This is a genomic window from Streptomyces sp. NPDC001513 (assembly GCF_042894695.1).
Classification (GTDB): domain Bacteria; phylum Actinomycetota; class Actinomycetes; order Streptomycetales; family Streptomycetaceae; genus Streptomyces.
The window spans coordinates 16,334-39,202 of sequence record NZ_JBIAVU010000007.1 but is presented as its reverse complement, the minus strand read 5'-3'; the positions used below and the strand labels follow the sequence as shown (position 1 = coordinate 39,202).

The 22,869-nt window shown below is 73.2% G+C and carries 24 protein-coding genes; 13 read left to right on the top strand and 11 right to left on the bottom strand.

Annotation, left to right across the window (positions count from 1 at the left end; genetic code table 11):
- Nucleotides 1–68 precede the first annotated feature (68 nt).
- The 6 genes from ACFYZ4_RS17070 to ACFYZ4_RS17045 all read left to right on the top strand — a co-directional run bounded on the left by ACFYZ4_RS17070 (nucleotide 69) and on the right by ACFYZ4_RS17045 (nucleotide 4,528).
- Nucleotides 69–743, top strand: coding sequence for an amino acid ABC transporter permease (locus ACFYZ4_RS17070; protein ID WP_351293687.1), 675 nt, complete (start codon nucleotides 69–71; stop codon nucleotides 741–743).
- Nucleotides 740–1,633, top strand: coding sequence for an amino acid ABC transporter permease (locus ACFYZ4_RS17065; protein WP_351293690.1), 894 nt, complete (start codon nucleotides 740–742; stop codon nucleotides 1,631–1,633). The genes ACFYZ4_RS17070 and ACFYZ4_RS17065 overlap by 4 nt, the downstream gene beginning before the upstream one ends.
- 188 nt (nucleotides 1,634–1,821) lie before the next feature.
- A complete protein-coding gene (locus tag ACFYZ4_RS17060) occupies nucleotides 1,822–3,396 on the top strand; it encodes an FAD-dependent monooxygenase (protein ID WP_351587275.1) in 1,575 nt (524 codons plus the stop codon).
- 32 nt (nucleotides 3,397–3,428) lie between these two features.
- Nucleotides 3,429–3,515 carry a putative leader peptide gene (locus ACFYZ4_RS17055; protein WP_311318651.1) on the top strand — a complete coding sequence of 29 codons (87 nt, stop codon included), beginning with the start codon at nucleotides 3,429–3,431 and terminating at the stop codon, nucleotides 3,513–3,515.
- A gap of 78 nt (nucleotides 3,516–3,593) precedes the next feature.
- On the top strand, nucleotides 3,594–4,142 hold the full coding sequence (locus ACFYZ4_RS17050; RefSeq protein WP_390784233.1) for a cysteine dioxygenase: 549 nt from the start codon (nucleotides 3,594–3,596) through the stop codon (nucleotides 4,140–4,142).
- Nucleotides 4,133–4,528 (top strand): rhodanese-like domain-containing protein, encoded by a 396-nt coding sequence (locus ACFYZ4_RS17045; RefSeq protein WP_390784377.1) that lies wholly within the window; start codon nucleotides 4,133–4,135, stop codon nucleotides 4,526–4,528. Before ACFYZ4_RS17050 ends, ACFYZ4_RS17045 begins: the two co-directional genes overlap by 10 nt.
- An 84-nt stretch (nucleotides 4,529–4,612) precedes the next feature.
- On the opposite strand, the gene ACFYZ4_RS17040 is transcribed toward ACFYZ4_RS17045, so the two are convergent.
- From ACFYZ4_RS17040 to ACFYZ4_RS17025, 4 genes are all read right to left on the bottom strand, one after another.
- Complete coding sequence (locus ACFYZ4_RS17040; RefSeq protein ID WP_390784232.1) at nucleotides 4,613–4,774, bottom strand: hypothetical protein; 162 nt, start codon at nucleotides 4,772–4,774, stop codon at nucleotides 4,613–4,615.
- A gap of 301 nt (nucleotides 4,775–5,075) precedes the next feature.
- Nucleotides 5,076–5,642: a recombination regulator RecX gene (gene recX, locus ACFYZ4_RS17035; RefSeq protein WP_351293705.1), complete on the bottom strand. Its 567-nt coding sequence runs from the start codon at nucleotides 5,640–5,642 to the stop codon at nucleotides 5,076–5,078.
- A 3-nt stretch (nucleotides 5,643–5,645) separates the two neighbouring features.
- Nucleotides 5,646–6,764 (bottom strand): recombinase RecA, encoded by a 1,119-nt coding sequence (gene recA, locus ACFYZ4_RS17030; protein WP_351293708.1) that lies wholly within the window; start codon nucleotides 6,762–6,764, stop codon nucleotides 5,646–5,648.
- A gap of 213 nt (nucleotides 6,765–6,977) precedes the next feature.
- Entirely contained in the window at nucleotides 6,978–8,108 is a 1,131-nt protein-coding gene (locus tag ACFYZ4_RS17025; RefSeq protein WP_351293711.1) for an NADH:flavin oxidoreductase, read from the bottom strand.
- A gap of 152 nt (nucleotides 8,109–8,260) precedes the next feature.
- Between ACFYZ4_RS17025 and ACFYZ4_RS17020 the strand changes: the two genes are divergently transcribed.
- Together ACFYZ4_RS17020 and ACFYZ4_RS17015 are read left to right on the top strand one after the other, a co-directional pair.
- Complete coding sequence (locus ACFYZ4_RS17020; protein ID WP_390784376.1) at nucleotides 8,261–8,713, top strand: MarR family winged helix-turn-helix transcriptional regulator; 453 nt, start codon at nucleotides 8,261–8,263, stop codon at nucleotides 8,711–8,713.
- Between the two features lie 128 nt (nucleotides 8,714–8,841).
- Nucleotides 8,842–9,600, top strand: coding sequence for a Clp protease N-terminal domain-containing protein (locus ACFYZ4_RS17015; RefSeq protein WP_351293714.1), 759 nt, complete (start codon nucleotides 8,842–8,844; stop codon nucleotides 9,598–9,600).
- Here ACFYZ4_RS17015 and ACFYZ4_RS17010 read toward each other — a convergent pair.
- Nucleotides 9,551–10,843 (bottom strand): AI-2E family transporter, encoded by a 1,293-nt coding sequence (locus tag ACFYZ4_RS17010; RefSeq protein ID WP_351293717.1) that lies wholly within the window; start codon nucleotides 10,841–10,843, stop codon nucleotides 9,551–9,553. The two genes, ACFYZ4_RS17015 and ACFYZ4_RS17010, sit on opposite strands and share 50 nt — an antisense overlap.
- A gap of 54 nt (nucleotides 10,844–10,897) precedes the next feature.
- Nucleotides 10,898–11,092 (bottom strand): DUF3046 domain-containing protein, encoded by a 195-nt coding sequence (locus ACFYZ4_RS17005; protein ID WP_390784231.1) that lies wholly within the window; start codon nucleotides 11,090–11,092, stop codon nucleotides 10,898–10,900.
- Nucleotides 11,093–11,173: 81 nt separating this feature from the next.
- Between ACFYZ4_RS17005 and ACFYZ4_RS17000 the strand changes: the two genes are divergently transcribed.
- On the top strand, nucleotides 11,174–12,229 hold the full coding sequence (locus ACFYZ4_RS17000) for a hypothetical protein (protein ID WP_390784230.1): 1,056 nt from the start codon (nucleotides 11,174–11,176) through the stop codon (nucleotides 12,227–12,229).
- Here the strand turns inward: ACFYZ4_RS17000 and ACFYZ4_RS16995 are convergent.
- The 3 genes from ACFYZ4_RS16995 to ACFYZ4_RS16985 form a co-directional block, all read right to left on the bottom strand.
- The gene (locus tag ACFYZ4_RS16995) at nucleotides 12,198–12,506 is read right to left on the bottom strand and encodes an AzlD domain-containing protein (protein WP_351293726.1); all 309 of its coding nucleotides are present in this window, start codon (nucleotides 12,504–12,506) and stop codon (nucleotides 12,198–12,200) included. The two genes, ACFYZ4_RS17000 and ACFYZ4_RS16995, sit on opposite strands and share 32 nt — an antisense overlap.
- Nucleotides 12,503–13,210: an AzlC family ABC transporter permease gene (locus tag ACFYZ4_RS16990; RefSeq protein ID WP_351587327.1), complete on the bottom strand. Its 708-nt coding sequence runs from the start codon at nucleotides 13,208–13,210 to the stop codon at nucleotides 12,503–12,505. Before ACFYZ4_RS16990 ends, ACFYZ4_RS16995 begins: the two co-directional genes overlap by 4 nt.
- Before the next feature lie 89 nt (nucleotides 13,211–13,299).
- On the bottom strand, nucleotides 13,300–14,133 hold the full coding sequence (locus ACFYZ4_RS16985) for an AraC family transcriptional regulator (RefSeq protein ID WP_351293732.1): 834 nt from the start codon (nucleotides 14,131–14,133) through the stop codon (nucleotides 13,300–13,302).
- 80 nt (nucleotides 14,134–14,213) lie between these two features.
- Here ACFYZ4_RS16985 and ACFYZ4_RS16980 point away from each other — a divergent pair, with 80 nt between their 5' ends.
- From ACFYZ4_RS16980 to ACFYZ4_RS16965, 4 genes are all read left to right on the top strand, one after another.
- Nucleotides 14,214–18,803, top strand: a complete 4,590-nt coding sequence (locus ACFYZ4_RS16980; protein ID WP_351293734.1) for an ATP-dependent helicase — start codon at nucleotides 14,214–14,216, stop codon at nucleotides 18,801–18,803.
- A 157-nt stretch (nucleotides 18,804–18,960) separates the two neighbouring features.
- On the top strand, nucleotides 18,961–19,656 hold the full coding sequence (locus tag ACFYZ4_RS16975; protein WP_351293737.1) for a hypothetical protein: 696 nt from the start codon (nucleotides 18,961–18,963) through the stop codon (nucleotides 19,654–19,656).
- A 133-nt stretch (nucleotides 19,657–19,789) separates the two neighbouring features.
- Nucleotides 19,790–20,584: a DNA-formamidopyrimidine glycosylase family protein gene (locus ACFYZ4_RS16970; RefSeq protein WP_351293740.1), complete on the top strand. Its 795-nt coding sequence runs from the start codon at nucleotides 19,790–19,792 to the stop codon at nucleotides 20,582–20,584.
- A 64-nt stretch (nucleotides 20,585–20,648) separates the two neighbouring features.
- Nucleotides 20,649–21,419 carry an SDR family NAD(P)-dependent oxidoreductase gene (locus tag ACFYZ4_RS16965; protein WP_351293743.1) on the top strand — a complete coding sequence of 257 codons (771 nt, stop codon included), beginning with the start codon at nucleotides 20,649–20,651 and terminating at the stop codon, nucleotides 21,417–21,419.
- A 439-nt stretch (nucleotides 21,420–21,858) separates the two neighbouring features.
- Here ACFYZ4_RS16965 and ACFYZ4_RS16960 read toward each other — a convergent pair whose 3' ends face one another.
- Nucleotides 21,859–22,239 carry a helix-turn-helix domain-containing protein gene (locus tag ACFYZ4_RS16960; protein WP_030012484.1) on the bottom strand — a complete coding sequence of 127 codons (381 nt, stop codon included), beginning with the start codon at nucleotides 22,237–22,239 and terminating at the stop codon, nucleotides 21,859–21,861.
- 109 nt (nucleotides 22,240–22,348) lie between these two features.
- Entirely contained in the window at nucleotides 22,349–22,858 is a 510-nt protein-coding gene (locus ACFYZ4_RS16955; protein ID WP_351293772.1) for a CinA family protein, read from the bottom strand.
- Nucleotides 22,859–22,869 lie beyond the last annotated feature (11 nt).

Here is a 22,869-nt window from a genome sequence, read left to right as displayed (position 1 = left end):
CGTCGCCGCCCGCCTGCCGCGGGCGGCGGCGCACCTCACCGGCCATCCTGGGGAGAGCGCAGGGCATCGTGTTCGATTTTCTTGATTCCGGGCAGTACGACGTGCTCGGAGCCTTCTGGGTGACGGTTCAGCTCACCCTCTACTCGGCGGCCGGATCCCTGATCTGGGGCACCGCCCTGGCCGGGATGCGGGTCAGCCCGGTCCCGCTGCTGCGGGGCTTCGGCACCGCGTACGTCAACCTGGTGCGCAACACCCCGCTGACGCTGCTGATCGTCGGCTGCTCGCTGGGACTCAACCAGACCCTCGGCATCGCCCTGGGCGGCGAAACGTTCAAGGAGACCGGCTTCCGGCTCGCGGTCCTCGGACTGATCGCCTACACCGGCACCTTCGTCTGCGAGGCCCTGCGCTCCGGTATCAACACCGTGCCCGTGGGTCAGGCCGAGGCGGCCCGCGCGCTGGGACTGAGCTTCTTCCAGGTGCTCACCCTGATCGTGCTCCCCCAGGCCTTCCGGGCGGTCATCGCACCGCTCGCCAACGTACTGATCGCGCTCACCAAGAACACCACGGTGGCGGCGACCATCGGCGTGGCCGAGGCGGCCCTGCTGATGAAGGAAATGCTCGAGAACGAGGCGCAGGCGGTCTTCGCGGTCTTCGCGGTCTTCGCCCTCGGTTTCGTCCTGCTGACCCTGCCCACCGGTCTTCTGCTGGGCTGGGTCGCCAAGCGAGTGGCGGTGAAGCGATGACCTCCGTGCTGTACGACGCCCCGGGCCCCAAGGCCAAGGCGCGCAACTGGATCTACAGCGGGATCTTCGTCGTCCTGTTCGGGCTCGTCCTGTGGTGGGCGCTGTCCCTCATGGGCGAGAAGGGCCAGCTCGACGCCGACAAGTGGTCGCCCTTCGTCACCGACAGCCGGGTCTGGACCACGTACCTGATCCCCGGCCTGGTGGAGACCCTCAAGGCCGGCGCGCTCGCCATGGTGATCGCCCTCCCGCTCGGCGCGGTGCTGGGCATCGGCCGGCTGTCCGACCACGCCTGGGTGCGGGCGGCGGTCAGCGCGTGGGTGGAGTTCTTCCGTGCCATCCCCGTGCTGATGCTGATGCTGTTCAGCAACGCGCTGTTCGCGCCGCAGTTCATGGACGTCCCCTCCGACACCCGGCCGTTCTGGGCCGTGGTCACGGGCCTGGTCCTCTACAACTCGGCCGTCATCGCCGAGATCGTCCGGGCCGGCGTGCTCTCCCTGCCCCGCGGCCAGACAGACGCGGCCAAGGCGATCGGCATGCGCAAGGGTCAGACCATGACCTACGTGCTGATCCCGCAGGCCGTCACGGCGATGCTGCCGGCCCTGGTCAGCCAGCTCGTGGTGATCCTCAAGGACACCGCGCTCGGCGGTGCCCTGCTCGGCTTCGCGGAACTGCTCTCCACGTACCGGCAGATCTCGGCCAACTACAGCAACGCCATCGCGACCCTCGTCGTGATCGCCCTGATCTACATCGTGGTGAACTTCGTCCTCACCACCTTCGCCTCCCAGCTGGAAGGCCGGCTGCGGAAGTCGAAGAAGGGCACCGGCGCCGTGCTCGGCGCGGAGGAGATCGACGACGCGGTCCCCGGCGCGAACACGGCGGCCGGAGCCTGACGCCGGAGTCCCCTTCGGGCGACCCCCCGGTCTGACATACGGTCAGTCATAGTGCGTAGCCTGTGTGGTGCGGCGGAGCTCATCCGCCGCACCACACTGCGTTGTCCCGACGGGGGGCACTTGACGCAGGCACCTCCAATGGGTTGCATACGTTCTGTGATCACATACCGGACATCGGGAGCCACATCATGGACCCGGTGATCGTCGTCGGCGCGGGACCCGTCGGGCTGTCCCTGGCCCTCGCCCTGGCCGGCCAGGGCGTGCCCTCCGTCGTGCTCGACGAAGGGCCCGGCAAGGAGGAACCGCGCCCGGCCCGTACGGTCGTCCTGCACGCCGACACGGCGACCATGGCCCACCGGCTGGGCTGTACGACGCTGCGCGACGAAGGGGCGCACTTCGCCGCCTGGCGCACCATGCGGCGCGGCCGGGACGCCCAGCGGATCACCTTCGAGGACCACCCGGCCCCCCTGCACGTGCCGCAGCACGCGCTGACGCGCGGGCTGCGCGACGCCGCCGCGGCGCACCCGCTGGTCCAGCTGGTCACCGAGAGCCGTCTGGACGCCGTGGAACAGGACGGCCACGGCATCACCGCCCACACCCGGGGCGCCGAGACCACGTGGTGGCGCGGGAGTTACCTGGTCGGCTGCGACGGGGCCCGTTCCACCGTGCGCAAGCTGCTCGGCATCCGTTTCCCCGGCCGCACCGCCGTGGAGCGGCACGCCGTGGCCGCGCTGCGCACCGAACTCCCCTGGCCGGGCGAGGCCTTGCTGCACCGCAGCGCGCCGCGGGAGGTCACCTCCCGGCCGCTGCCCGACGGGGTGTGGCGGCTGGACTGGCTGCTGCCCGCCCGCGGGGAGCTGGTCACTCCCGACACGCTGGTGACCCTGATCCGGGACACCCTCGCGGTGTGGTGCGGTGGCAGCACTCCCCCGTACGACCTCATCGACACCGGGGTCCACACCCTGCACCACCGCCTCGCCCGGCGCTGGCGCGACGGCCGCGCCTTCCTCGCCGGCGACGCGGCGCACCTGCTGGGCGCGCTCGGCACCCAGGGGGTCGAGGAGGGGCTCCGGGATGCCGAGAACCTCGCGTGGAAGCTGTCCCTGGCCTGGCACCAGGGGGCCTCCGAGGCCCTGCTCGACAGCTACGAGGGCGAGCGGCGCACCGCGGTCGCCTCCCGGCTGCGCGCGGCCGACCAGGCGATGCCGACGCTGCGGGCCGGCGGCGGCCTGCGCACCTATCTGCCCGGAGCAGCGCGCTCCGCCGAATCCCTCCTCACCGACGGCCACCTCGGGCGCGGACCGCTGGGCGCGGAGCCGGCGTACGCCCCGCCGGTCGCCGTACGCGAGGTGCCGACGGCCACGGAACCGGGCGGTCCGGTGGCGAACGTCCCGGTGACCGCGCCCGACGGGTCGACGGTGCCGCTGCGGGACCTGCTGGGGCAGGGGCGGCTGCTGGTGGTCCTGGTCGCGCCGGGCACCGGGGTCTGGGACCGGCGCCACTGGCTCGGCGCCGGGCTGATGCCCCGCCTCGCCGCGGCGGTGAGCGCCCTTCCGGTCCGTACCGATCTGCTGGTCGCGGACTCCTACCCGGGTGCGCCGGCCCACACCGTGCTGCTCGTACGGCCGGACGGGCACCTGGCGGCGACCTTCGCGGGGGTCCGCCCGGCGGAGCTGTACGAGGCGGCGGACACGGTCCGGGCGGGTGCGCCCGCCTCCCGGCTGCCCGCCCCGTCGACGACACCGACCGTGGTGATCGATTGACCGCCCTCCCGGACTCGTGGTTCACTCGCCGAATGACCGGCAACGACGTACGCCTGTGGCGGAGGGTCCATATGGACCTGCTCCGCTACGCGGGCTGCGTGTGTCGCCCTTCCTGTTGATTCGCCCTTCCCTTCGCGCGCCCCGTGCCGTCCACCGGCCTGCGCGCACCTCCGCGAACCCAGGAACGGTCCCCTTTCATGTCTGCACCCGCGTCCACCACACGCCCGTACACCCCTGAGCGGCCGCCGGCCGGCGGCCCCACGGCCGCCGAACTCCTCGACTTCGCCCTCCGCACGGCGGCCGACCCCGCCGCCGTGGCCTCGCTCCCGCTCGATCCCGAGGGCCGCACCTGGATCCGGCTGGACGGGCCGGGCGGCAGCGAGGCCTGGCTGATCGGCTGGCCGCCGGGTACCGGCACCGGCTGGCACGACCACGCCGAATCGCGGGGCGCGTTCGCCACCGCCCGGGGGCGGCTCACCGAACACTCGCTGGCCGTACGGCTGCCCTCCGAGGGCTGGCGCTCGCTGGAACTGGCCCCCGACGTCGACCGCAGCCGCACGCTGGACGCGGGCACCGGGCGGGCCTTCCTGGAGCACCACGTGCACGAGGTCCTCAACGAGTCCCCGACCGAGCACGCGGTCTCGGTGCACGCGTACTACCCGCCGCTCCCGCTGATCCGCCGCTACAGCCGCAGCGGCCCGGTGCTCCACCTGGAGCACGTCGAGCGCCCGGCGGACTGGCAGTGAGCGCCCCCGTCGGCATCGACGAGCTGCTGGAGCGGGTCCGCGCGGGCTACACCCGTATCGGCCCGGAGGAGGCGTACGCCGCCTCCCGCGCGGGCGCGCTGCTGGTGGACATCCGCTACCAGGCCCTGCGCGAGCGCGACGGCCTGATCCCGGGGGCGCTGGTGGTCGAACGCAACGAACTGGAATGGCGCCTGGACCCCCGCGGCAGCCACCGCGCCCCCGAAGCCACCGGCCACGACCTCCAGGTGGTGGTGATCTGCAACGAGGGCTACGCCTCCAGCCTCGCCACGGCCTCCCTCCACACCCTGGGCCTCCACCGCGCCACCGACCTGACCGGCGGCTTCCAGGCCTGGAAATCAGCGGGCCTGCCCGTCACCCCTTCCTGACGCCCTGGGCTCCGCCCGGACCCGCTCCTCAGACGCCGGACCGGCTGAAAGATCCAGCCCCGCCGACATCTGAGGCGTGGGGTCTCAGGGGCGGCGCCCCCGCAACGGCGCCGCGCGGGCATGGCTTCGGAGGCTGGGCCAGCCCTTGGCCATCCGCAGCACCGGCCGCCGCTTCGCCCTGGCCAGTCCCCACATCGCGAACTCCCGGAACCGTTCGGCGGTGTACGTCGCGAGCGTGTTCACCACGGCGATCACGGTGAAGGCCAGGGGACGAGCCCCATCGCCGGCAAGTCGGCCCCGACCGCCGCGCACATCGGGAAGAGCTTGCGGAGCGGTGCGCGGCCTGGTTCGAGACCGTGCTCAGTCGGCCGGTCAGCCGCGAACAGTGGCTTCACAAGGGCAGGGTGTACGCGACCGGCTGGGCCTTCGCGGACACCAGGGAGCCGCTGGTCCGCAGTGTCGACAACACCGCGGCGGCACACAACCGCAGACAGGCCCTCATCCGCGTCGGGTTCTGGCTCACATGAACAAAGCCGGGCCCGGCGGTTCACTCACCCGGGTAGCCGAGCTCGTCGGCGTCCTCGCCCTCCGCCTCCAGCGCGCGGCGCACCACCCGCAGGGCCATGCCCTCCGGGTATCCCTTGCGGGCGAGCATCCCGGCGAGGCGGCGGATCCGCTTGTCGCGCTCCAGGCCCCGGGTGGCGCGGAGCTTGCGCTCCACGAGCTCCCGGGCGGTCTCCTCCTCCTGCTCGGAGTCGAGCAGTTCCAGGGCCTCCTCCACGAGGGTGGCGTGCACCCCCTTGGTCCGGAGCTCCTGGGCGAGCGCCCGGCGGGCCAGGCCCCGGCCGCGGTGGCGGGACTCGACCCAGGCTCCGGCGAAGGCGGCGTCGTCGATCAGGCCCACCTCCTCGTACCGGGAGAGGACCTGCTGCGACACCTCCTCGGGGATGCCCCGCTTGTGCAGGGCGTCCGCGAGCTGGCGCCGGGTGCGCGGGCTCCCCGTGAGCAGGCGCAGGCAGATCGCCCGCGCCTGCTCCTCGGGGCTCTGGGGCGGCAGTTCCTGACGGTCCTCACGACCGCGCCTGCTCCTGCCGCCCCCTTCCTGCTCCCGCACGGGTCAGCTCTTGGCCACGGCGGCCTTGGCCGTCGTCTTGGCCTTCGACGCCGGGGCGGGCACGGCGGCGGCGGTCGCGTCGGCGGCTGCGGCACCGGCCTCGGGGGCGGCGGTGTCGGCGTCCTTGCGGACCCCCACGCCCAGCTTCTCCTTGATCTTCCGCTCGATCTCGTCGGAGAGGGCGGGGTTGTCGCAGAGGAACTTCCGCGCGTTCTCCTTGCCCTGGCCGAGCTGGTCGCCCTCGTACGTGTACCAGGCGCCGGCCTTGCGCACGAAGCCGTGCTCGACGCCCATGTCGATCAGACCGCCCTCGCGGCTGATGCCGTGGCCGTAGAGGATGTCGAACTCGGCCTGCTTGAACGGGGGCGCGACCTTGTTCTTGACCACCTTGACGCGGGTGCGGTTGCCGACCGCGTCCGTGCCGTCCTTCAGGGTCTCGATACGGCGGATGTCGAGGCGCACGGAGGCGTAGAACTTCAGCGCGCGGCCACCGGTGGTGGTCTCCGGCGAGCCGAACATCACACCGATCTTCTCGCGGAGCTGGTTGATGAAGATCGCGGTGGTCTTGGACTGGTTGAGCGCACCGGTGATCTTCCGGAGCGCCTGGCTCATCAGTCGGGCCTGGAGACCCACGTGCGAGTCGCCCATCTCGCCCTCGATCTCCGCGCGCGGCACCAGGGCCGCGACGGAGTCGATGACGATCAGGTCGAGGGCACCGGAGCGGACGAGCATGTCCACGATCTCCAGTGCCTGCTCGCCGGTGTCCGGCTGCGACAGGATGAGGTTGTCGGTGTCGACGCCGAGGGCCTTCGCGTACTCGGGGTCGAGCGCGTGCTCGGCGTCCACGAAGGCGACGGTGCCGCCGGCCTTCTGCGCATTGGCCACGGCGTGCAGGGTCAGGGTCGTCTTACCGGAGGACTCCGGCCCGTACACCTCGATCACGCGGCCGCGGGGCAGCCCGCCGACGCCGAGCGCGATGTCCAGCGCGGTCGACCCGGTGGGGATGACCTCGATGGGGTCGTTCGGCTTGTCGCCGAGGCGCATGACCGCACCCTTGCCGAATTGCCGTTCAATCTGTGCGAGCGCGGCGTCGAGAGCCTTCTCGCGGTCGGTGCCTGCCATGGGTTCCACCCGGTTTGCTTGAGTCGATCGCTTCACGCCATTGACGCTAATGCCTGCCACTGACAATGCGCCTCCACGACCGGTTCGGCTGTGGATAACTCATCAGAATGGATGTTCGATTTTCCTGTCAAGCGCACCACGCCCACCGGCCCACCGACCCTCCGGACGGGCTTCCGCCGACGGCTGCCGGCAGCTGCGGGCTTCCGCCGGCGGCTACCGGCTGAGCGACCTGAGCGCCGCCGCGTCGTACGGCTTCAGCTCGTCGAAGCGGTTGCCGAGGACCTTCGCCGCCCACTGCGGGTCCTGGAGCAGCGCCCGCCCCACGGCGACCATGTCGAACTCGTCGCGTTCCATGCGGTCCAGGAGGTTGTCGATGTCGCCGAGCGCCGCACCCTCGCCGGCGAAGGAGCGGATGAAGTCGCCGTCGAGGCCGACCGAGCCGACGGTGATGGCCGGCCGGCCGGTGAGCTTCCTGGTCCAGCCTGCCAGGTTCAGGTCCGAGCCCTCGAACTCCGGGATCCAGTAGCGCCGGGTGGAGGCGTGGAACGCGTCGACGCCCGCCGCCGCCAGCGGGGCCAGGATCGCCTCCAGCTCCTCCGGGGTCTGCGCGAGCCGCGCGTCGTAGGCCTCCTGCTTCCACTGCGAGTAGCGGAAGATCACCGGGAAGTCCGCCGCGACGCGCTCGCGCACCGCGGCCACGATCTCCGCGGCGAACTTCGTACGGGCCACCGCGTCGCCGCCGTAGCCGTCGGTGCGGCGGTTGGTCCGCTCCCACAGGAACTGGTCGAGCAGGTAGCCGTGGGCGCCGTGCAGCTCGACGCCGTCGAAGCCGATCCGCTCGGCTTCCGCGGCGGCGTCGGCGAACGCGCCGATGACGTCGTCGAGGTCGGCGCGGGTCATCGCCTTGCCGGTCCCCTCGGTGCCGTCGACGCGGATGCCGGAGGGTCCGACGGCGGGCGCGTCGGCGTACGGCTCCTCGCCCTGGTTGCGCACCATGCCTATGTGCCACAGCTGGGGCACGATCGTGCCGCCCGCCTCGTGCACGGCCGCGGCGACCTTCGCCCACCCCGCCAGCTGGTCCTCGCCGTGGAACCGCGGCACCCGGTCGCTCTGCCCGGCGGAGTCGTGACCGACGTAGGTGCCCTCGGTGACGATCAGGCCCACACCGGCGGCAGCCCGGCTGGCGTAGTACGCCTGCACGTCCTCGCCGGGCACGCCGCCGGGGGAGAACATCCGCGTCATCGGCGCCATCGCGATGCGGTTGGGGACGGTCAGGCCGTTCAGCCGGACGGGCCGGGAGAGGATCTCGGCCGCGCGGGAGGCGGTGGACGTGGAGACGGTCATGCGGTCCTCCGGGTTGAGGCTGTGGCTCGTCGGAGTGGCAACGAGAAGTGCATAGTACACATGTTATGTATCATGCATATTGCCGCGTCCGCGATAATGGAGCGCCGGAAGGAGCGGGAGGCGCAGTGCTGGAGAAACTGGAGCGGGAGCTGATGCTGCTCTCACGGCACCAGGTGCTCGCCCGGCGCGAGCGCGACCCCGAACGCCTGGAGCGGTCGGCGTACCTGCTGCTCAGCCGGATCGACACGCAGGGCCCCATGTCCATCGGGCAGCTGGCGGAGGCCTTCGGGCTCGACACCTCGACCGTGAACCGCCAGACGGCCGCGCTGCTGCGCTGCGGTCTGGCCGAGCGGGTCGCGGACCCCGACGGCGGCATGGCCCGCAAGCTGCGCATCACCGCCGAGGGCGGGAGCCGGCTCGCCGAGGACCGCGAGGTCAACCGGTCCTGCCTGGCCCGGGTGGTCGCGGACTGGTCCCCCGAGGAAGTACGGGAGCTGGCGGACGTCCTGGTCCGGCTCAACCGCAGCGCCGAGGCCCTCGAGGGGCGGTACTGGCCGCGCACGGAGGAAGACGGGGGCCCGTCACAGTGCCCCGCCACACCGTGACGGGGCACTGTGAGCGGGCGTCGGCCCTGTCCGGGCGGGCCCGCCCACCGACACGGCCCCTGTTGCGGCGTCACCAACTGACAACCCAGGGTTGACACTCTCTCGACTGTCAACCTACGGTTGCACCCATGACGAACCCTTCCGTGGAACCCGTTCGCATGACCAATCCGGTGCGCCTCGACGACCTGATCGAGGCCATCAACAAGGTCCACACCGACCCCCTGGAGCAGCTCAGCGGCGCCGTCGTCGCCGCCGAGGCCCTCGGGGACGTCGCGGACCACCTCATCGGCCACTTCGTCGACCAGGCACGCCGCTCCGGCGCCTCCTGGACCGACATCGGCCGCAGCATGGGCGTCACCCGCCAGGCGGCCCAGAAGCGCTTCGTCCCCAAGGCGGACAAGGAGGGCGCCGCCGCGCTCGACCCGAACGCGGGCTTCGGCCGCTTCACCCCCCGTGCCCGCAACGTCGTCATGACCGCGCAGAACGAGGCCCGCGCCGCCGGCGGCGTCGAGATCCGCACCGACCACCTGGTCCTGGGCCTGCTGGCCGAGCCCGAGAGCTTCGCGGGTCTCGCCCTGGGCGCCCAGGGGGTCACGGCGGACGACGTGCGCGCCGCCGTGGCCGCCGTACTCCCCCCGCCCCAGGCTGAGGTCCCCGACCTCATCCCCTTCGACGCGTCCGCGAAGAAGGCCCTGGAGCTCACCTTCCGCGAGGCCCTGCGCCTGGGTCACGACTACGTCGGCACCGAGCACATCCTGCTCGCGCTGCTGGAGCTGGAGAACGGCGAGGGCCCGCTGAGCGGCCTCGGCGTGAGCAAGGCCGCCGCCGAGGCGACCGTCACCGCAGCCGTGGAAAGCGCACTCGGCGCCGCCGGGGACGCGCAGTAGAGGAGTCCGCCTCCTCCGTCAGCGCGTAGCGCTTCACGTACGCGCCGAGGAAGGCCTGCAGCGTGGCGACGGCCGGGATCGCGATGAGCGCCCCGACCGCGCCCAGCAGGGCGGTGCCCGCGATGACCGATCCGAAGGCGACCGCCGGATGGATGTCCACGGTCTTCGAGGTCAGCTTGGGCTGCAGGACGTAGTTCTCGAACTGCTGGTAGACCACCACGAAACCGAGGACGTAGAGCGCGTACCAGGGGTCGACGGTGAAGGCGATCAGAACCGGCAGCGCACCCGCGAGATAGGTGCCGATGGTGGGAACGAACTGGGAGACCAGCCCCACCCACATCGCGAGGGCGGGCGCGTACGGCACGCCGAGGATCGCCAGCACGATGTAGGTGGCGATGCCGGAGATCAGCGCCATCAGCCCGCGCGAGTACAGGTAGCCGCCCGTCTTGCTGACGGCGATCTCCCAGGCGCGCAGCACCTCGGCCTGCTTGGCGGGCGGCAGTACGGAGCACAGGGCGCGCCGCAGCCGCGGTCCGTCGGCGGCGAAGTAGAAGGAGAACAGCCCGATCGTCAGCAGCTTGAAGAGTCCGCCGAGCACCGTGGCGGAGACGTCGAGCACGCCGGACGCGCTGTTCTGCACGTACTTGCGCAGCCAGTCGGAGCGCAGCACGCTCTCCTGGATCTCCAGCCGGGACAGATCGGTGTGGAAGGTGGAGTTGATCGCCTTGATCACGGAGTCGAGGTAGCCCGGGAAGCCCTCGACCATGGCGACGATCTGCCCGGCGAGCAGCGAGCCGAGCAGCGCGAGAAAGCCGGCGGTCACGATGAGCACCGCCAGGAACGTCACGAAGGTGGCGAGCCCGCGGCGCATGCCGCGGGCCGCCATCCCGGACACCGCCGGTTCGATCGCGAGCGCGAGGAAGAACGCGATCAGGATGTTGACGAGCAGCCCGATGAGCTGGTGGAAGGCCCAGCTGCCGAGCTGGAAGCAGGCGACGAGCGCCAGCACGAGGATCACGGCGCGCGGCAGCCAGCGCGGCATCCGCGCCTCCGCCCATCCGGGGGCCGCACCGGGCGGAGGGCTCCCCGCGCCGCCGGAGCCGGCCTGCGGGACGGGGCCGCCGGGGGCTACGGGACGTCGGGAGCCGCCGGGGCCCTCACCGGCGCTTCCGGCACGTGCGTCGCCCGGATCGGGGACGTCGGCGGGCTGGTCGTCGGTCGTCGTCTCATCACTGGCTGCCACGCCGCCAAGTCTGGCCCACCGACCGCCCGAATCACGAAGCGGTGCGCGGCGGCGTCAGCGCAGCGACGCCGGCACGTCCATCGCCGAACACACGGCACGCCACACTTCCTTGGCCTCCCAGCCCGCGTCCAGCGCCTGGTGGACGGTCCGCCCGCCCAGCTGGGTCATGACGTGGTCCCGTGCGAAGGAGTCGGCGTAGCCCGCGCCGAAGTGCTCGGCCATACGCTCCCAGAAAATCGTCAACCGCATGCGTCCAGTATCCCGCCCCGGGAGAGTGCACCGGCCGCGTTCGCCCCTCCCGGCCGCACCGCCGCGTCCTACGTTGCACGCATGCCCGGAGACGAAGCTTCCTCGCAGACGTCGCAGACCCCACGGCCCACACGGGCCCCCCAGTCCCCGCAGAACCCACAGTCCCCACAGCCCACGCAGAGCCCGCAGAACCCCGAGAGTCCGCAGGGCCCGCTGGCCCGCGCCGAGCAGTTCATCTGGCTCACGGCCCGCGTGCTGGAGCAGCGGCGGTTCGCGTTCCACTTCCTCGGCGGGGACGCCGACCCGGTGGACACCGCCCTCGGTTCGTACCTCAACGGCGACGGCGGCTACGGTCACGCCCTCGATCCGGATCTACGCGGTCCGCTCAGCCAGCCCCTGCACACCGCGCACGCGCTGCGCGTGCTGGACAGCCTGGGCCGCTGCGCCGGGCAGCGCATCGAGCGGCTCTGCCGCCACCTGACCGGGGTCTCCACCCCGGACGGCGCGCTTCCGGTGGTCTCCCCGGCCCCGCGGGCCTACCCGGCGGCCCCGTACCACCCGACGTACGACGCCCCGCCGGGCGAGCTGCTGACCACGGGCCCGATCGTCGGCCTGCTGCACCGCAACCGGGTCTGGCACGCCTGGCTCTTCCGGGCCACCGACTTCTGCTGGGACCGGGTCGAGAACCTGCGCCACTCGCATCCGTACGAGGTCCAGAGCGCGGTGGCCTTCCTCGACGGCGTCCCGGACCGGGCGCGCGCCGCGGCGGCCGCGGACCGGCTGGGCCGGCTGGTGCGCGAGCAGCGGCTCGTGGTGCTGGATCCGCGGCGGCGGCCGGAGTACCCGCCGGCTCCGGGCTACGCGCCGGGCGAGCAGCTGTTCCCGCACGACGTCGCGCGGCGGCCCGAGTCGCTGGCCCGCGGCTGGTTCACGGACGAGGAGATGCGCCGCTCGCTGGACTTCCTGACCGCCGCCCAGCAGGTGGACGGCGGCTGGCCGGTCCGCCGCGAGGCCTGGGCGCCGGGGAGTTCGCTGGAACGGCGGCCGATCGCCACGCTGGAGGCCCTGCTGACCCTGCGGGCGTACGGGCGCCTGCCGGACGGGATCAGCCGCCCAGGGCCCGTACCCCCGCGGTGACGAGGACGGCGGCCGCGACCACGACCAGGAACGGGGCCCGCAGCAGCAGCGCCAGCCCGGCGGCGGCGAGCCCGGCGGCACGGGCGTCGACGACGAGGGCGGATCCGGTGCTGAAGGTCTGCTGGGCGGTGAGCGCGGCGAGCAGCGCGACGGGCAGCAGGGCGGCCAGCCGGCGCACCGTCGGCCGCTCCAGGGCCCCGGCGGGGACGAGCAGCCCGGCGAGCTTGACGGCGTAGCAGCCGACGACGGTGATTCCGATGGCGATCCAGACGTTCACGGCCGGCGTCCCTTCATCCACAGCACGACGGGGGCGGCCAGGGCCGCGATCAGCACGGGCACCCCGGCGGGCAGCACGGGCAGGAAGCCGAGCCCGAGCACGAGCGCGAGGGCGGCGACCGCCCGCTCGGTGGCGGTCTTCAGCATCGGCGCGAGCAGGGCCAGGAACACGGCGGGCCCGGCGGCGTCCAGCCCCCACGCCTGGGTGTCCCCGATGGCCTCGGCGCCGAGCGCGCCGAGCAGGGTGGTCAGGTTCCAGAGCGCGTACAGGCTGAGCCCGGTGACGGTGAAGCCGAGCCGGGCCGACTTCCGGTCGGGCTGGGCCAGCGCCACGGCGGTGGTCTCGTCGATCACCCAGTGCGCGGCGAAGGGCCGTACGGCGCGGGGCAGCTTGAGCAGCTGGGACAGCCGCAGCCCGTAGAAGGCGTTGCGGGTGCCGAGGAAGAAGGCCCCGGCTGCGGCGGTGAACGGGTTCCCGCCCGCGGCGAGCGCTCCGACCAGGGCGAACTGCGAGGCGCCGGTGAAGACGAGCAGGCTCAGCACACAGGCCTGGAGGGTGCTGATGCCGGCTCCGGCGGCGGTCACCCCGAAGGCGAACCCGGACAGCCCGACGGCCACCCCGACCCCGAGCGCGTCCCGGATGACGGCGGCCCGGGGCCGCTCGTCGGGCACGGGCGTCTCTCGTATCTCTGGCTCTGTGACCAGCTGCTTCTCTTGCACACCCCGAAACTACGCGGAGCCCGCCACGCGGGTCTTGTACGTTCTTGCGCGGGCTCGGGCCGCCCGGACAGGCCCTAGCCGGCCCGCCCCCGCCGGTACGCGCCCGGCGGGACGCCCACGATGCGGGTGAAGTGCCGGTTCAGGTGCGGCTGGTCGGTGAAGCCGACGGTGACGGCCGCCTCCGCCGGCGGGGTGCCCCCGTCGAGCAGCCGGCGGGCCCGGCGGACCCGGGCGTCGGTCAGCCAGGTGTGCGGCGGCATCCCGTACTGCTCGCGGAAGGCCCTCAGCAGCGCGAACGGGCTGGTCCCGAGGTCCGCCGCGAGCTGCTCCAGCGACGGTGGGTCGGCCATCCGCTCCGCCAGCACCGCCCGGGCCCGTTCGGCGTCGGCGGCGCCCGCGCGCCGTGCCGTACGGGCCGGCAGCGGGCCCGCGTGCCGGGTCAGCATCCGCGCCACGACTCCCCGCAGCAGCGTGTCGGCGGCCAGCGCGTTCCCGGCCTCGGCGGCCCGGTGCACCTCGGTGATCGTCCGCGAGCCGTGCGGGTCGGTGACCACGTCGGCCGTGAAGCCGGGGGTGCCGCGCAGGGTGCCGATCTCGTCGGCGACCTCGGTGATCAGCTCGCGGGAGGGGTAGAGGGTGGAATAGGCCCAGCCCTCGGGCACCCCGGCGCGCGCGGTGTGCGGCACCTCGGGGTTGATCAGGACCACGCTGCCCGGTCCGGCGCGCACGATGTGGCCGGGCAGGCCCACCTCCTCGATGCCGCCGGTGACGGCCGCGATGACGTACCCGTCGTGCGCGTGGCGCGGGAAGGTGTGGCGTACGTAGTGGGCGCGCAGCAGGTCGAGCCCGGGCAGCTCCGCGTACTGCCAGTGCCGCGCCCACTCCCGGCCGCCCTGTTCCGTCCCCATCCCCCCATTCTGCGCCCCGGCGGCCAACCACGTTTCCCCAGGTCCGGGCCGTTGTCAGTGGCCGGGTGCACGATGGGGGCATGGCAGGCGCTGCGCTCGACTCGTTCTCCCCCGCGACCCGCTCGTGGTTCACGGGGGCCTTCCGTACGCCCACCACCGCCCAGGAGGGTGCCTGGCGGGCGATCGGGGAGGGCTCGGACGTGCTGGTCGTGGCTCCGACCGGCTCCGGCAAGACGCTGGCCGCGTTCCTCGCCGCCCTCGACCGGCTCGCCTCGACCCCGCCGCCCGCGGAGTCGAAGAAGCGCTGCCGCGTGCTGTACGTGTCGCCCCTGAAGGCCCTGGCCGTCGACGTGGAGCGCAATCTGCGCAGCCCGCTGACCGGGATCCGGCAGGAGTCCGTCCGGCTCGGCCTGCCCGAGCCGGACATCCGGGTCGGGATCCGCTCCGGTGACACCCCGCCCGCCGAGCGGCGGGCGCTGGCCACCCGCCCGCCGGACATCCTCATCACCACCCCCGAGTCGCTGTTCCTGATGCTGACCTCGGCGGCCCGGGACGCCCTCACCGGGATCGAGACGGTGATCCTGGACGAGGTGCACGCCGTCGCCGGGACCAAGCGCGGCGCCCACCTCGCCCTCTCCCTGGAGCGGCTCGACGAGCTGCTGCCACGCCCGGCGCGCCGGATCGGGCTGTCGGCGACGGTCCGGCCGGTGGACGAGGTGGCCCGGTACCTCGCGCCGCGCGGCAGGGTGGAGATCGTCCAGCCGCCCTCCGCCAAGGAGTTCGACCTGTCGGTGGTCGTCCCGGTGCAGGACATGGGAGAGCTGGGCGGCTCGCCCGCGACCGAGGGCAAGGAGGGCGGGGACAAGCCGTCGATCTGGCCGCATGTGGAGGAGCGGATCGCGGATCTGGTGCAGGCCCACCGCTCGACGATCGTGTTCGCCAACTCCCGCCGCCTCGCCGAGCGGCTGTGCAACCGGCTCAACGAGATCGCGTACGAGCGCGCCATGGGCGAGCGGCTGCCGGAGGGTTCGCCGCCGGCCGAGCTCATGGCCCAGTCGGGCGCCGCCCTCGGCGCCCCGCCCCTGCTGGCCCGCGCACACCACGGCTCGGTCTCCAAGGAGCAGCGGGCGATCGTCGAGGAGGACCTGAAGGCGGGCCGGCTGCCGGCGGTGGTCGCCACCTCCAGCCTGGAGCTGGGCATCGACATGGGTGCGGTGGACCTGGTCGTGCAGGTGGAGTCACCGCCGTCGGTGGCGTCGGGGCTCCAGCGGGTGGGCCGGGCCGGCCACCAGGTGGGCGCGGTCTCCACCGGGGTGGTCTTCCCCAAGTACCGCGGCGACCTGGTGCAGGCGGCCGTGGTCACCGAGCGGATGCGGACGGGCGCGATCGAGTCCCTGCGCGTCCCCTCCAACCCCCTCGACGTCCTCGCGCAGCAGCTGGTCGCGATGGTCGCGATGGACACCTGGCAGCTGGACGACCTGCTCGCCCTGGTCCGGCGGGCGGCGCCGTTCGCCGCGCTGCCGGAGTCGGCGTTCACGGCGGTGCTGGACATGCTGGCGGGCCGCTATCCGTCGGACGCGTTCGCCGAGCTGAGGCCGCGCGTGGTCTGGGACCGGGTGGCGGGGACGATCACCGGGCGGCCGGGGGCCCAGCGCCTCGCGGTGACCTCCGGCGGCACCATCCCGGACCGCGGTCTCTTCGGTGTCTTCCTGGCCGGCTCGGACCCGAAGAAGGGCGGCGGCCGGGTCGGCGAGCTCGACGAGGAGATGGTCTACGAGTCCCGCGTCGGGGACGTCTTCACCCTGGGCACCACCTCGTGGCGGATCGAGGACATCACCCGCGACCGCGTCCTGGTCACCCCGGCCCCCGGGGTGCCGGGCCGGCTGCCGTTCTGGAAGGGCGACCAGCTCGGCCGCCCGCTCGAACTGGGCCGTGCGGTCGGCGCGTTCCTGCGCGAGCTCGGCGGCCTCACCGACGAGGACGCCCGGCTGCGGCTGCTGGCGGCCGGCCTGGACGCCTGGGCCGCGGAGAACGTGCTGGCCTACCTCGCCGAACAGCGCGAGGCCTGCGGTCACGTCCCGGACGACCGGACCATCGTGGTGGAGCGCTTCCGCGACGAGCTGGGCGACTGGCGGGTCGTGGTCCACTCCCCCTTCGGCGCCCAGGTGCACGCCCCGTGGGCGCTGGCGCTGGGCGCCCGCCTCGCCGAGAAGTACGGCATGGACGCGCAGGTGATGCACGCCGACGACGGCATCGTGCTGCGCCTCCCGGACGCCGACCTGCTGTCCATGGATCTGCTGGACCACGATCCCGCGGCTCCGCAGCCCTTCGAGTTCGACGACGAGCAGGCCCCGTTGGGCGCGGCCGACGTCGCCTTCGACCACGGCGACGTCCAGCAGATCGTCACCGACCAGGTCGGCGGCTCCGCGCTCTTCGCCTCCCGCTTCCGCGAGTGCGCGGCCCGCGCCCTGCTGCTGCCGCGGCGCAGCCCGGGCAAGCGCACCCCGCTGTGGCAGCAGCGCCAGCGCGCCTCGCAACTGCTCCAGGTGGCCTCGGAGTTCGGTTCCTTCCCGATCGTGCTGGAGGCCGTACGCGAATGCCTCCAGGACGTCTTCGACGTGCCGGGCCTGACCGAGCTGATGGGGGACATCGAGGCGCGTCGCGTGCGCCTGGTGGAGGTCACCACCCCGGAGCCCTCCCCCTTCGCCCGTTCCCTCCTCTTCGGGTACGTCGCCCAGTTCCTCTACGAGGGTGACTCGCCGCTCGCCGAGCGCAGGGCGGCCGCGCTGTCGCTGGACTCCCGGCTGCTGGCCGAGCTGCTCGGCCAGGCGGAGCTGCGCGAGCTCCTCGACGCGCAGGTGCTGGAGGAGCTGGAGCGGGAACTCCAGTGGCTCACCGAGGACCGGCGGGCCAAGGATCCCGAGTCGGTGGCCGATCTGCTGCGGCTGCTGGGCCCGCTGACGCAGGACCAGCTGACCGAGCGCGGGGCGGAGCCGGCCTGGGCGCAGGAGCTCGCCGCGGCCCGCCGTGCCATCCGGGTCCGGATCGGCGGCGCGGACCACTGGGCGGCGATCGAGGACGCGGGCCGGCTGCGGGACGCGCTGGGCACGGCACTGCCGGTCGGCGTTCCGGAGGCGTTCACCGAGCCGGTCAAGGACCCGCTGGGGGACCTGCTCGCCCGGTACGCCCGTACCCACGGGCCGTTCACCACGGCCGCCGTCGCCGCCCGCTTCGGCCTGGGCACGGCGGTGACCGAGGGCGCCCTGCACCGGCTCGCCGCGGCCGGCCGGGTGGTCCAGGGCGAGTTCCATCCGGCGGGCATCGGCCAGGAATGGTGCGACGCGACGGTGCTGCGCAGGCTGCGCCGCCGCTCCCTCGCCGCGCTCCGCCAGGAGCTGGAGCCCGTACCGCCGACCTCGCTGGCCACGTTCCTGCCCCAGTGGCAGCACGTCGGCGGAGCCCTGCGCGGCCTCGACGGGCTGGCCCGGGCGGTCGAGCAGCTCCAGGGGGCCCCGGTCCCGGCCTCGGCGCTGGAGCGGCTGATCCTCCCGTCCCGGGTGGCGGGCTACTCCCCCGGCCTCCTCGACGAGCTGACCACCGCGGGAGAGGTGGTCTGGGCGGGCGCCGGGGCCCTCCCGGGCAAGGACGGCTGGATCTCCCTCTACCTGGCGGACGCGGCCCCGATGCTCCTGCCGCCGCCGCACCCGCTGGATCCGAGCCCGCTCCACCAGGCGGTCCTGGCCTCCCTGTCCGGCGGGTACGGCCTGTTCTTCCGCCAGATCGCGCAGGCGATCCGCGCCGACTTCCCCGAGGTCTCCGACCTCGCCCTCGCCGAGGCGGTGTGGGACCTGGCCTGGTCGGGCCGGCTCACCAACGACACCCTGGCCCCGCTGCGCTCGCTGCTGGGCTCGGGCCGCACGGCGGGCTCCACGGCCCACCGGGCCCGGCGCACGGTCCCCCGCGGCCGGTACGGCACGCTCAGCGCGACCGTGTCCCGTACCGGCCCGCCCACCGTCTCCGGGCGCTGGTCGCTGCTGCCGTCCCAGGCCCCCGACCCGACCCACCGGGCGCACGCACTGGCCCGCACTCTGCTGGACCGGCACGGCGTGGTCACCCGGGGCGCGGTGGCCGCGGAGGGCGTCGAGGGGGGCTTCAGCGCGGTCTACCGCGTCCTCTCGGCCTTCGAGGACAGCGGGCAGGCCCGTCGGGGCTATGTGGTCGAGGGGCTGGGCGCGGCGCAGTTCGCGATGGACGGCGCGGTGGACCGCCTCCGGGCCGCCGAGCGGACCCCGCCCCCGCTGGCGGCGGTGGTCCTGGCGGCCGCCGACCCGGCGAACGCGTACGGCGCGGCCCTGCCCTGGCCCGAGCCCCCGGCCGGGGCCACCCACAAGCCGGGCCGCAAGGCGGGCTCCCTGGTCGTCCTGGTGGACGGCGAGCTCACCCTGTACCTGGAGCGCGGCGGCAAGACCCTGCTGGCCTGGCCCCCGCCGGAGGATCCCCGCCTCACGGCCGCCACGGCCGCGCTGGCCGCTGCCTCCCGCGCGGGCACCCTCCCGGCCCTGACGGTGGAACGCATCAATGCCGCCGCCGCCCTGACCTCCCCGCTGGGCCGGGACCTGGAGGCGGCCGGCTTCCACGCCACTCCGAGGGGTTTGCGCTTGCGTTCCTGACGACTGCAAATCGGCACCGACTGTTCCACACACGTCCTGGACATGTCACAGAACCGTTGTGGGCCGCCCCCTGGGCTGGCACAGGTGCTTACTCATCCCTTATCAAGATGATCACAGGCATTGCATTGGCGATGCACAGTCATGGGGGAGCAGAAGAGTGAGCACCAACAGCATGCGTACCACCACCCTCGGCGCGGTCGTCCTGGCGGTCGCCGGCACCCTGGCCCTGACCGGCTGCAAGAACGGCAACGAGGAACTGGCCCCCGCGCAGCCCAGCGGTTCCGCCTCCGCCGGAGCCCCGTCCTCCTCGCCCGACGCCCCGTCCGCCTCGGCCAGCCCCAGCGCCGCCGCCCCCTCCACGGGCGGCAGCGAGGTCCCCGCCGGGGCGAACGGCACGGCGAAGTCCGGTCAGACCTTCAAGATCGGCGAGGCCGCGGAGATCCCGTTCAGCTACGGAAGCAACAAGGGCGGCCAGATCGCCCTCACGGTCACCGCGATCGAGCAGGGCAACCCGGCCGACCTGGACGCGCTCAAGCTCGGCGACAAGGTGAAGGGGATGATCCCGTACTACATCCGCTACTCGGTCAAGAACACCGGCACCACGGACCTGTCGTTCTCGTCCGTGACCCAGGTCAAGGGCCTGCTCGGGGACGGCACCGAGGCCCAGCGCGTGTCGATCATAGGCAAGTTCGAGAAGTGCCCGAACGAGTCGCTGCCGAAGGGCTTCGTCACCGGCCAGACGCAGACCAGCTGCGCGGTGGCCCTCGCCCCGTCGGCGCAGACGAAGGTCTCCGCCGCCGAGTACTGGGGCAACCCCTACGGCTACCCGAACAAGGGTCTCGTCTGGAAGTGACGAGCGGCCCCTCCTCCTGATCCCAAGGGGCCCCTGCGGCCGCACCTCGCACCGCAGGGGCCCCACACGCCCCGCAAGGCGCCGCAGGCCCCACTGAGGCTCACGCAGGCCGCAGACGGGTGAGAATGGCCCCATGCCCGAAGGCGACAGCATCCGGCGCGCGGCGACCCGGCTCCACGCCGCCCTGGCAGGCCGCGAACTCACCCGCAGCGACCTCCGCGTCCCCCGCTTCGCCACCGCCGACCTCACCGGCCGCGTCACCCTCGACGTCACCCCCCGCGGCAAACACCTCCTCGCCCGCTTCGAGGGCGGCCTCACCCTGCACACCCACCTCCGCATGGACGGCGCCTGGCACGTCTTCGCCACCGGCGAGAAGTGGCGCGGCGGCCCCGTCCACGAGATCCGGGCCGTCCTCGGCACCGCCGGGCACACCGCCGTCGGCTACCGCCTTCCCGTCCTGGAGCTGATCCGCACCGCCGACGAGGACCGGGCCGTGGGCCACCTCGGCCCCGATCTCCTCGGCCCGGACTGGGATCCCGCGCGCGCCGCCGCCAACCTGCTCGCCGCCCCCGAGCGCCCCCTCGGCGAGGCCCTGCTCGACCAGCGCAACCTCGCCGGGATCGGCAACATCTACAAGGCCGAGCTGTGCTTCCTGGCCCAGGTCACCCCGTGGACCCCGGTCGGCGCGCTCCCCGAGTCGGCCCTGCCCCGACTGGCCTCCGCCGCCCACCGCCTGCTGTCCGCGAACACCGGCGAGCGGCCCGGCCCCCGCAATACGACCGGCAGCCGCCGCCCCGGCCAGGACCTCTTCGTCTACGGCCGCACCCACCGCCCGTGCCTGCGCTGCGGCACACCCGTCCGCGAGGCCCCCCAGGACGGCCGCCCCACCTACTGGTGCCCCCGCTGCCAGCCGGGGCCCACGCCGTAGGCGGTGTCCAGGCAACAGGACGCCCTGGTTGACGGTCCGTCAGATCCAGTCGTACCGTCCCGGCATGCCCACACCCACAGCCTCGTACGACCTCACCGGCCGCACCGCCCTGGTCACCGGCGCCGCCAGCGGCATCGGCCGCGCCACCGCCGTCCTCCTCGCCGAGGCGGGCGCCCACGTCCACTGCGCGGACCGCGACGAGCAGGGCCTCGCCGAGACGGCCGCCCTCGTCACCAAGGCCGGCGGCGGCGCCACCGTCCATCCCCTCGACGTCACCGACCGGGCCGCGCTCCGGGCGGCCGTGACCGCGGCGGGCCCGCTCGACATCACGGCCGCCATCGCCGGCGTCATGCACACCAGCAGCGTCCTGGAGACGACCGACGAGGATCTCGACCGGGTCCTGGACATCAATTTCAAGGGGGTGCTGCGCACCTGCCAGGAGGCCGCCCGCAGCATGATCGCGGCGGGCCGCCGCGGTTCCATCGTCACCATGGCCTCCGGGGCCGTGGACGCCGCCCAGCCCGGCCTGCTCTGCTACAGCGCCGCCAAGGCCGCCGTGGTCCAGCTGACCAAGACCCTCGCCACCGAGGCCGGCCCGCACGGCATACGCGTCAACGCCGTCGCTCCCGGCTGGATCCGCACCCCGATGACCGGCCGCCACAGCCCCGAGGTCCAGGAGCAGACCGAGGCGGCGATGGTCCGCATGTCCCCCCTGCGCCGGGTCGGCGAGCCCGAGGACATCGCCCAGGCGGTGCTCTACCTGGCCTCGGACGCCTCGTCCTTCATGACGGGTCAGATCCTTCGCCCGAACGGCGGAGTGTCGATGCCCTGGTAGACCCGGCATCGCCCGGACCGTCCGCTCCCCCGGTGAAAACGGCCCCGCCGCGGACGTCGGCACCCGCCGACCGCCGGGCCTTCCGCACCGGGCCCGGTACGCAGTGCACCGGCAGCAGCCCCAGCCCCCAGCCGCCCACCGCCACCGCACCCTCCACCGCCCCGGACTCCTCGGGCGCCAGGACCAGCCGCAGTACGGCCCACCACCACAGCACCCCCACCGTCAGCGCGAGGGCCCATGCCGCAGGTATGCGCAGTAACCGCCGCACGGCTACCTCCCTGGGGGTCCCCCCAGACAGAGCCTGGGGGAGGGCCGGGACCCGGACCGCCCCATCCTCCCGCACCACCCCCGGTACCGCACCCAGAACGGCCGGGAGCCCCGGCCGGTGCTTCACGCACCGACCGGGGCTCCGGCCACGCTCAAACGCTCACGTGCTCGCTCACGCGGCTACGACATTCACCGCTTCCGCAGGCGCCTTGATGGTCACCCGCTCCGGTCCACCCGTGACCGAAGCCATGGAGACCGAATTGAGCATCGGGCGGACCGGTACGCTCACCGGTTCGCTTGCCGCGGCCGACTGTGCCAGCTCGGCCAGCGACAGTTCGTCACTGACTTCGCGCATCAGCTCGGACATCCGTACGTCCAACGCGTCGCAGATCGCGGAGAGCAGCTCGGAGGATGCCTCCTTCTGCCCCCGCTCCACCTCGGAGAGATAGCCGAGCGAAACTCGGGCCGACGAGGAGACTTCGCGCAGAGTACGGCCCTGGCGCTGGCGCTGCCGACGCAGCACGTCACCCAGCAGGCGACGGAGCAGAATCATCGGTGGCTCCCTCCTCTGACCGTGTAGCCGCATCCTTCACGCCCCACCGTACCGCCTCGCGCCGCGGCCGTGCGGGGAGCGATGTCGTGTTCACTCAGGGCTGCAAACATCAAATCCCCCCGTTCTGTTCCGTATCCTGCCTCCGCGCATTCTCACGGAGTTGGCCTGAGAGAAGCTCGAGCACTGTGCGTGCACTCTCCCTACGAATTTCCGCACGGGAGCCGTTCAACCTCAGCCGGACCGTTTTCCTGCCCCCCGGACCGTCCACCGCGACGAAGACGGTGCCCACCGGCTGCCCGTCCTGCGGCTCCGGACCGGCCACCCCGGTGGTCGCAATTCCCCACGAAGCGCCCATCACCCGCCGGACACCGGCTGCCATCTCCGCCGCGACCTGCGCGTTCACCGCACCTTCGGCCGCGAGTAGCTCCGCGTCCACCCCGAGGACCCGGTGCTTGATCTCCGTGGCGTACGCCGTGACCGATCCGCGGAAGGACCGCGAGGCGCCGGGGACCGCCGTGAGCTCGGCGGCCACCATGCCGCCGGTCAGGGATTCCGCCACGGCGAGAGTCTGGTCACTTTCCGTGAGCAGTCGCAGCGCCTCCGCGGCCAGATCGAACACATGATCTACCG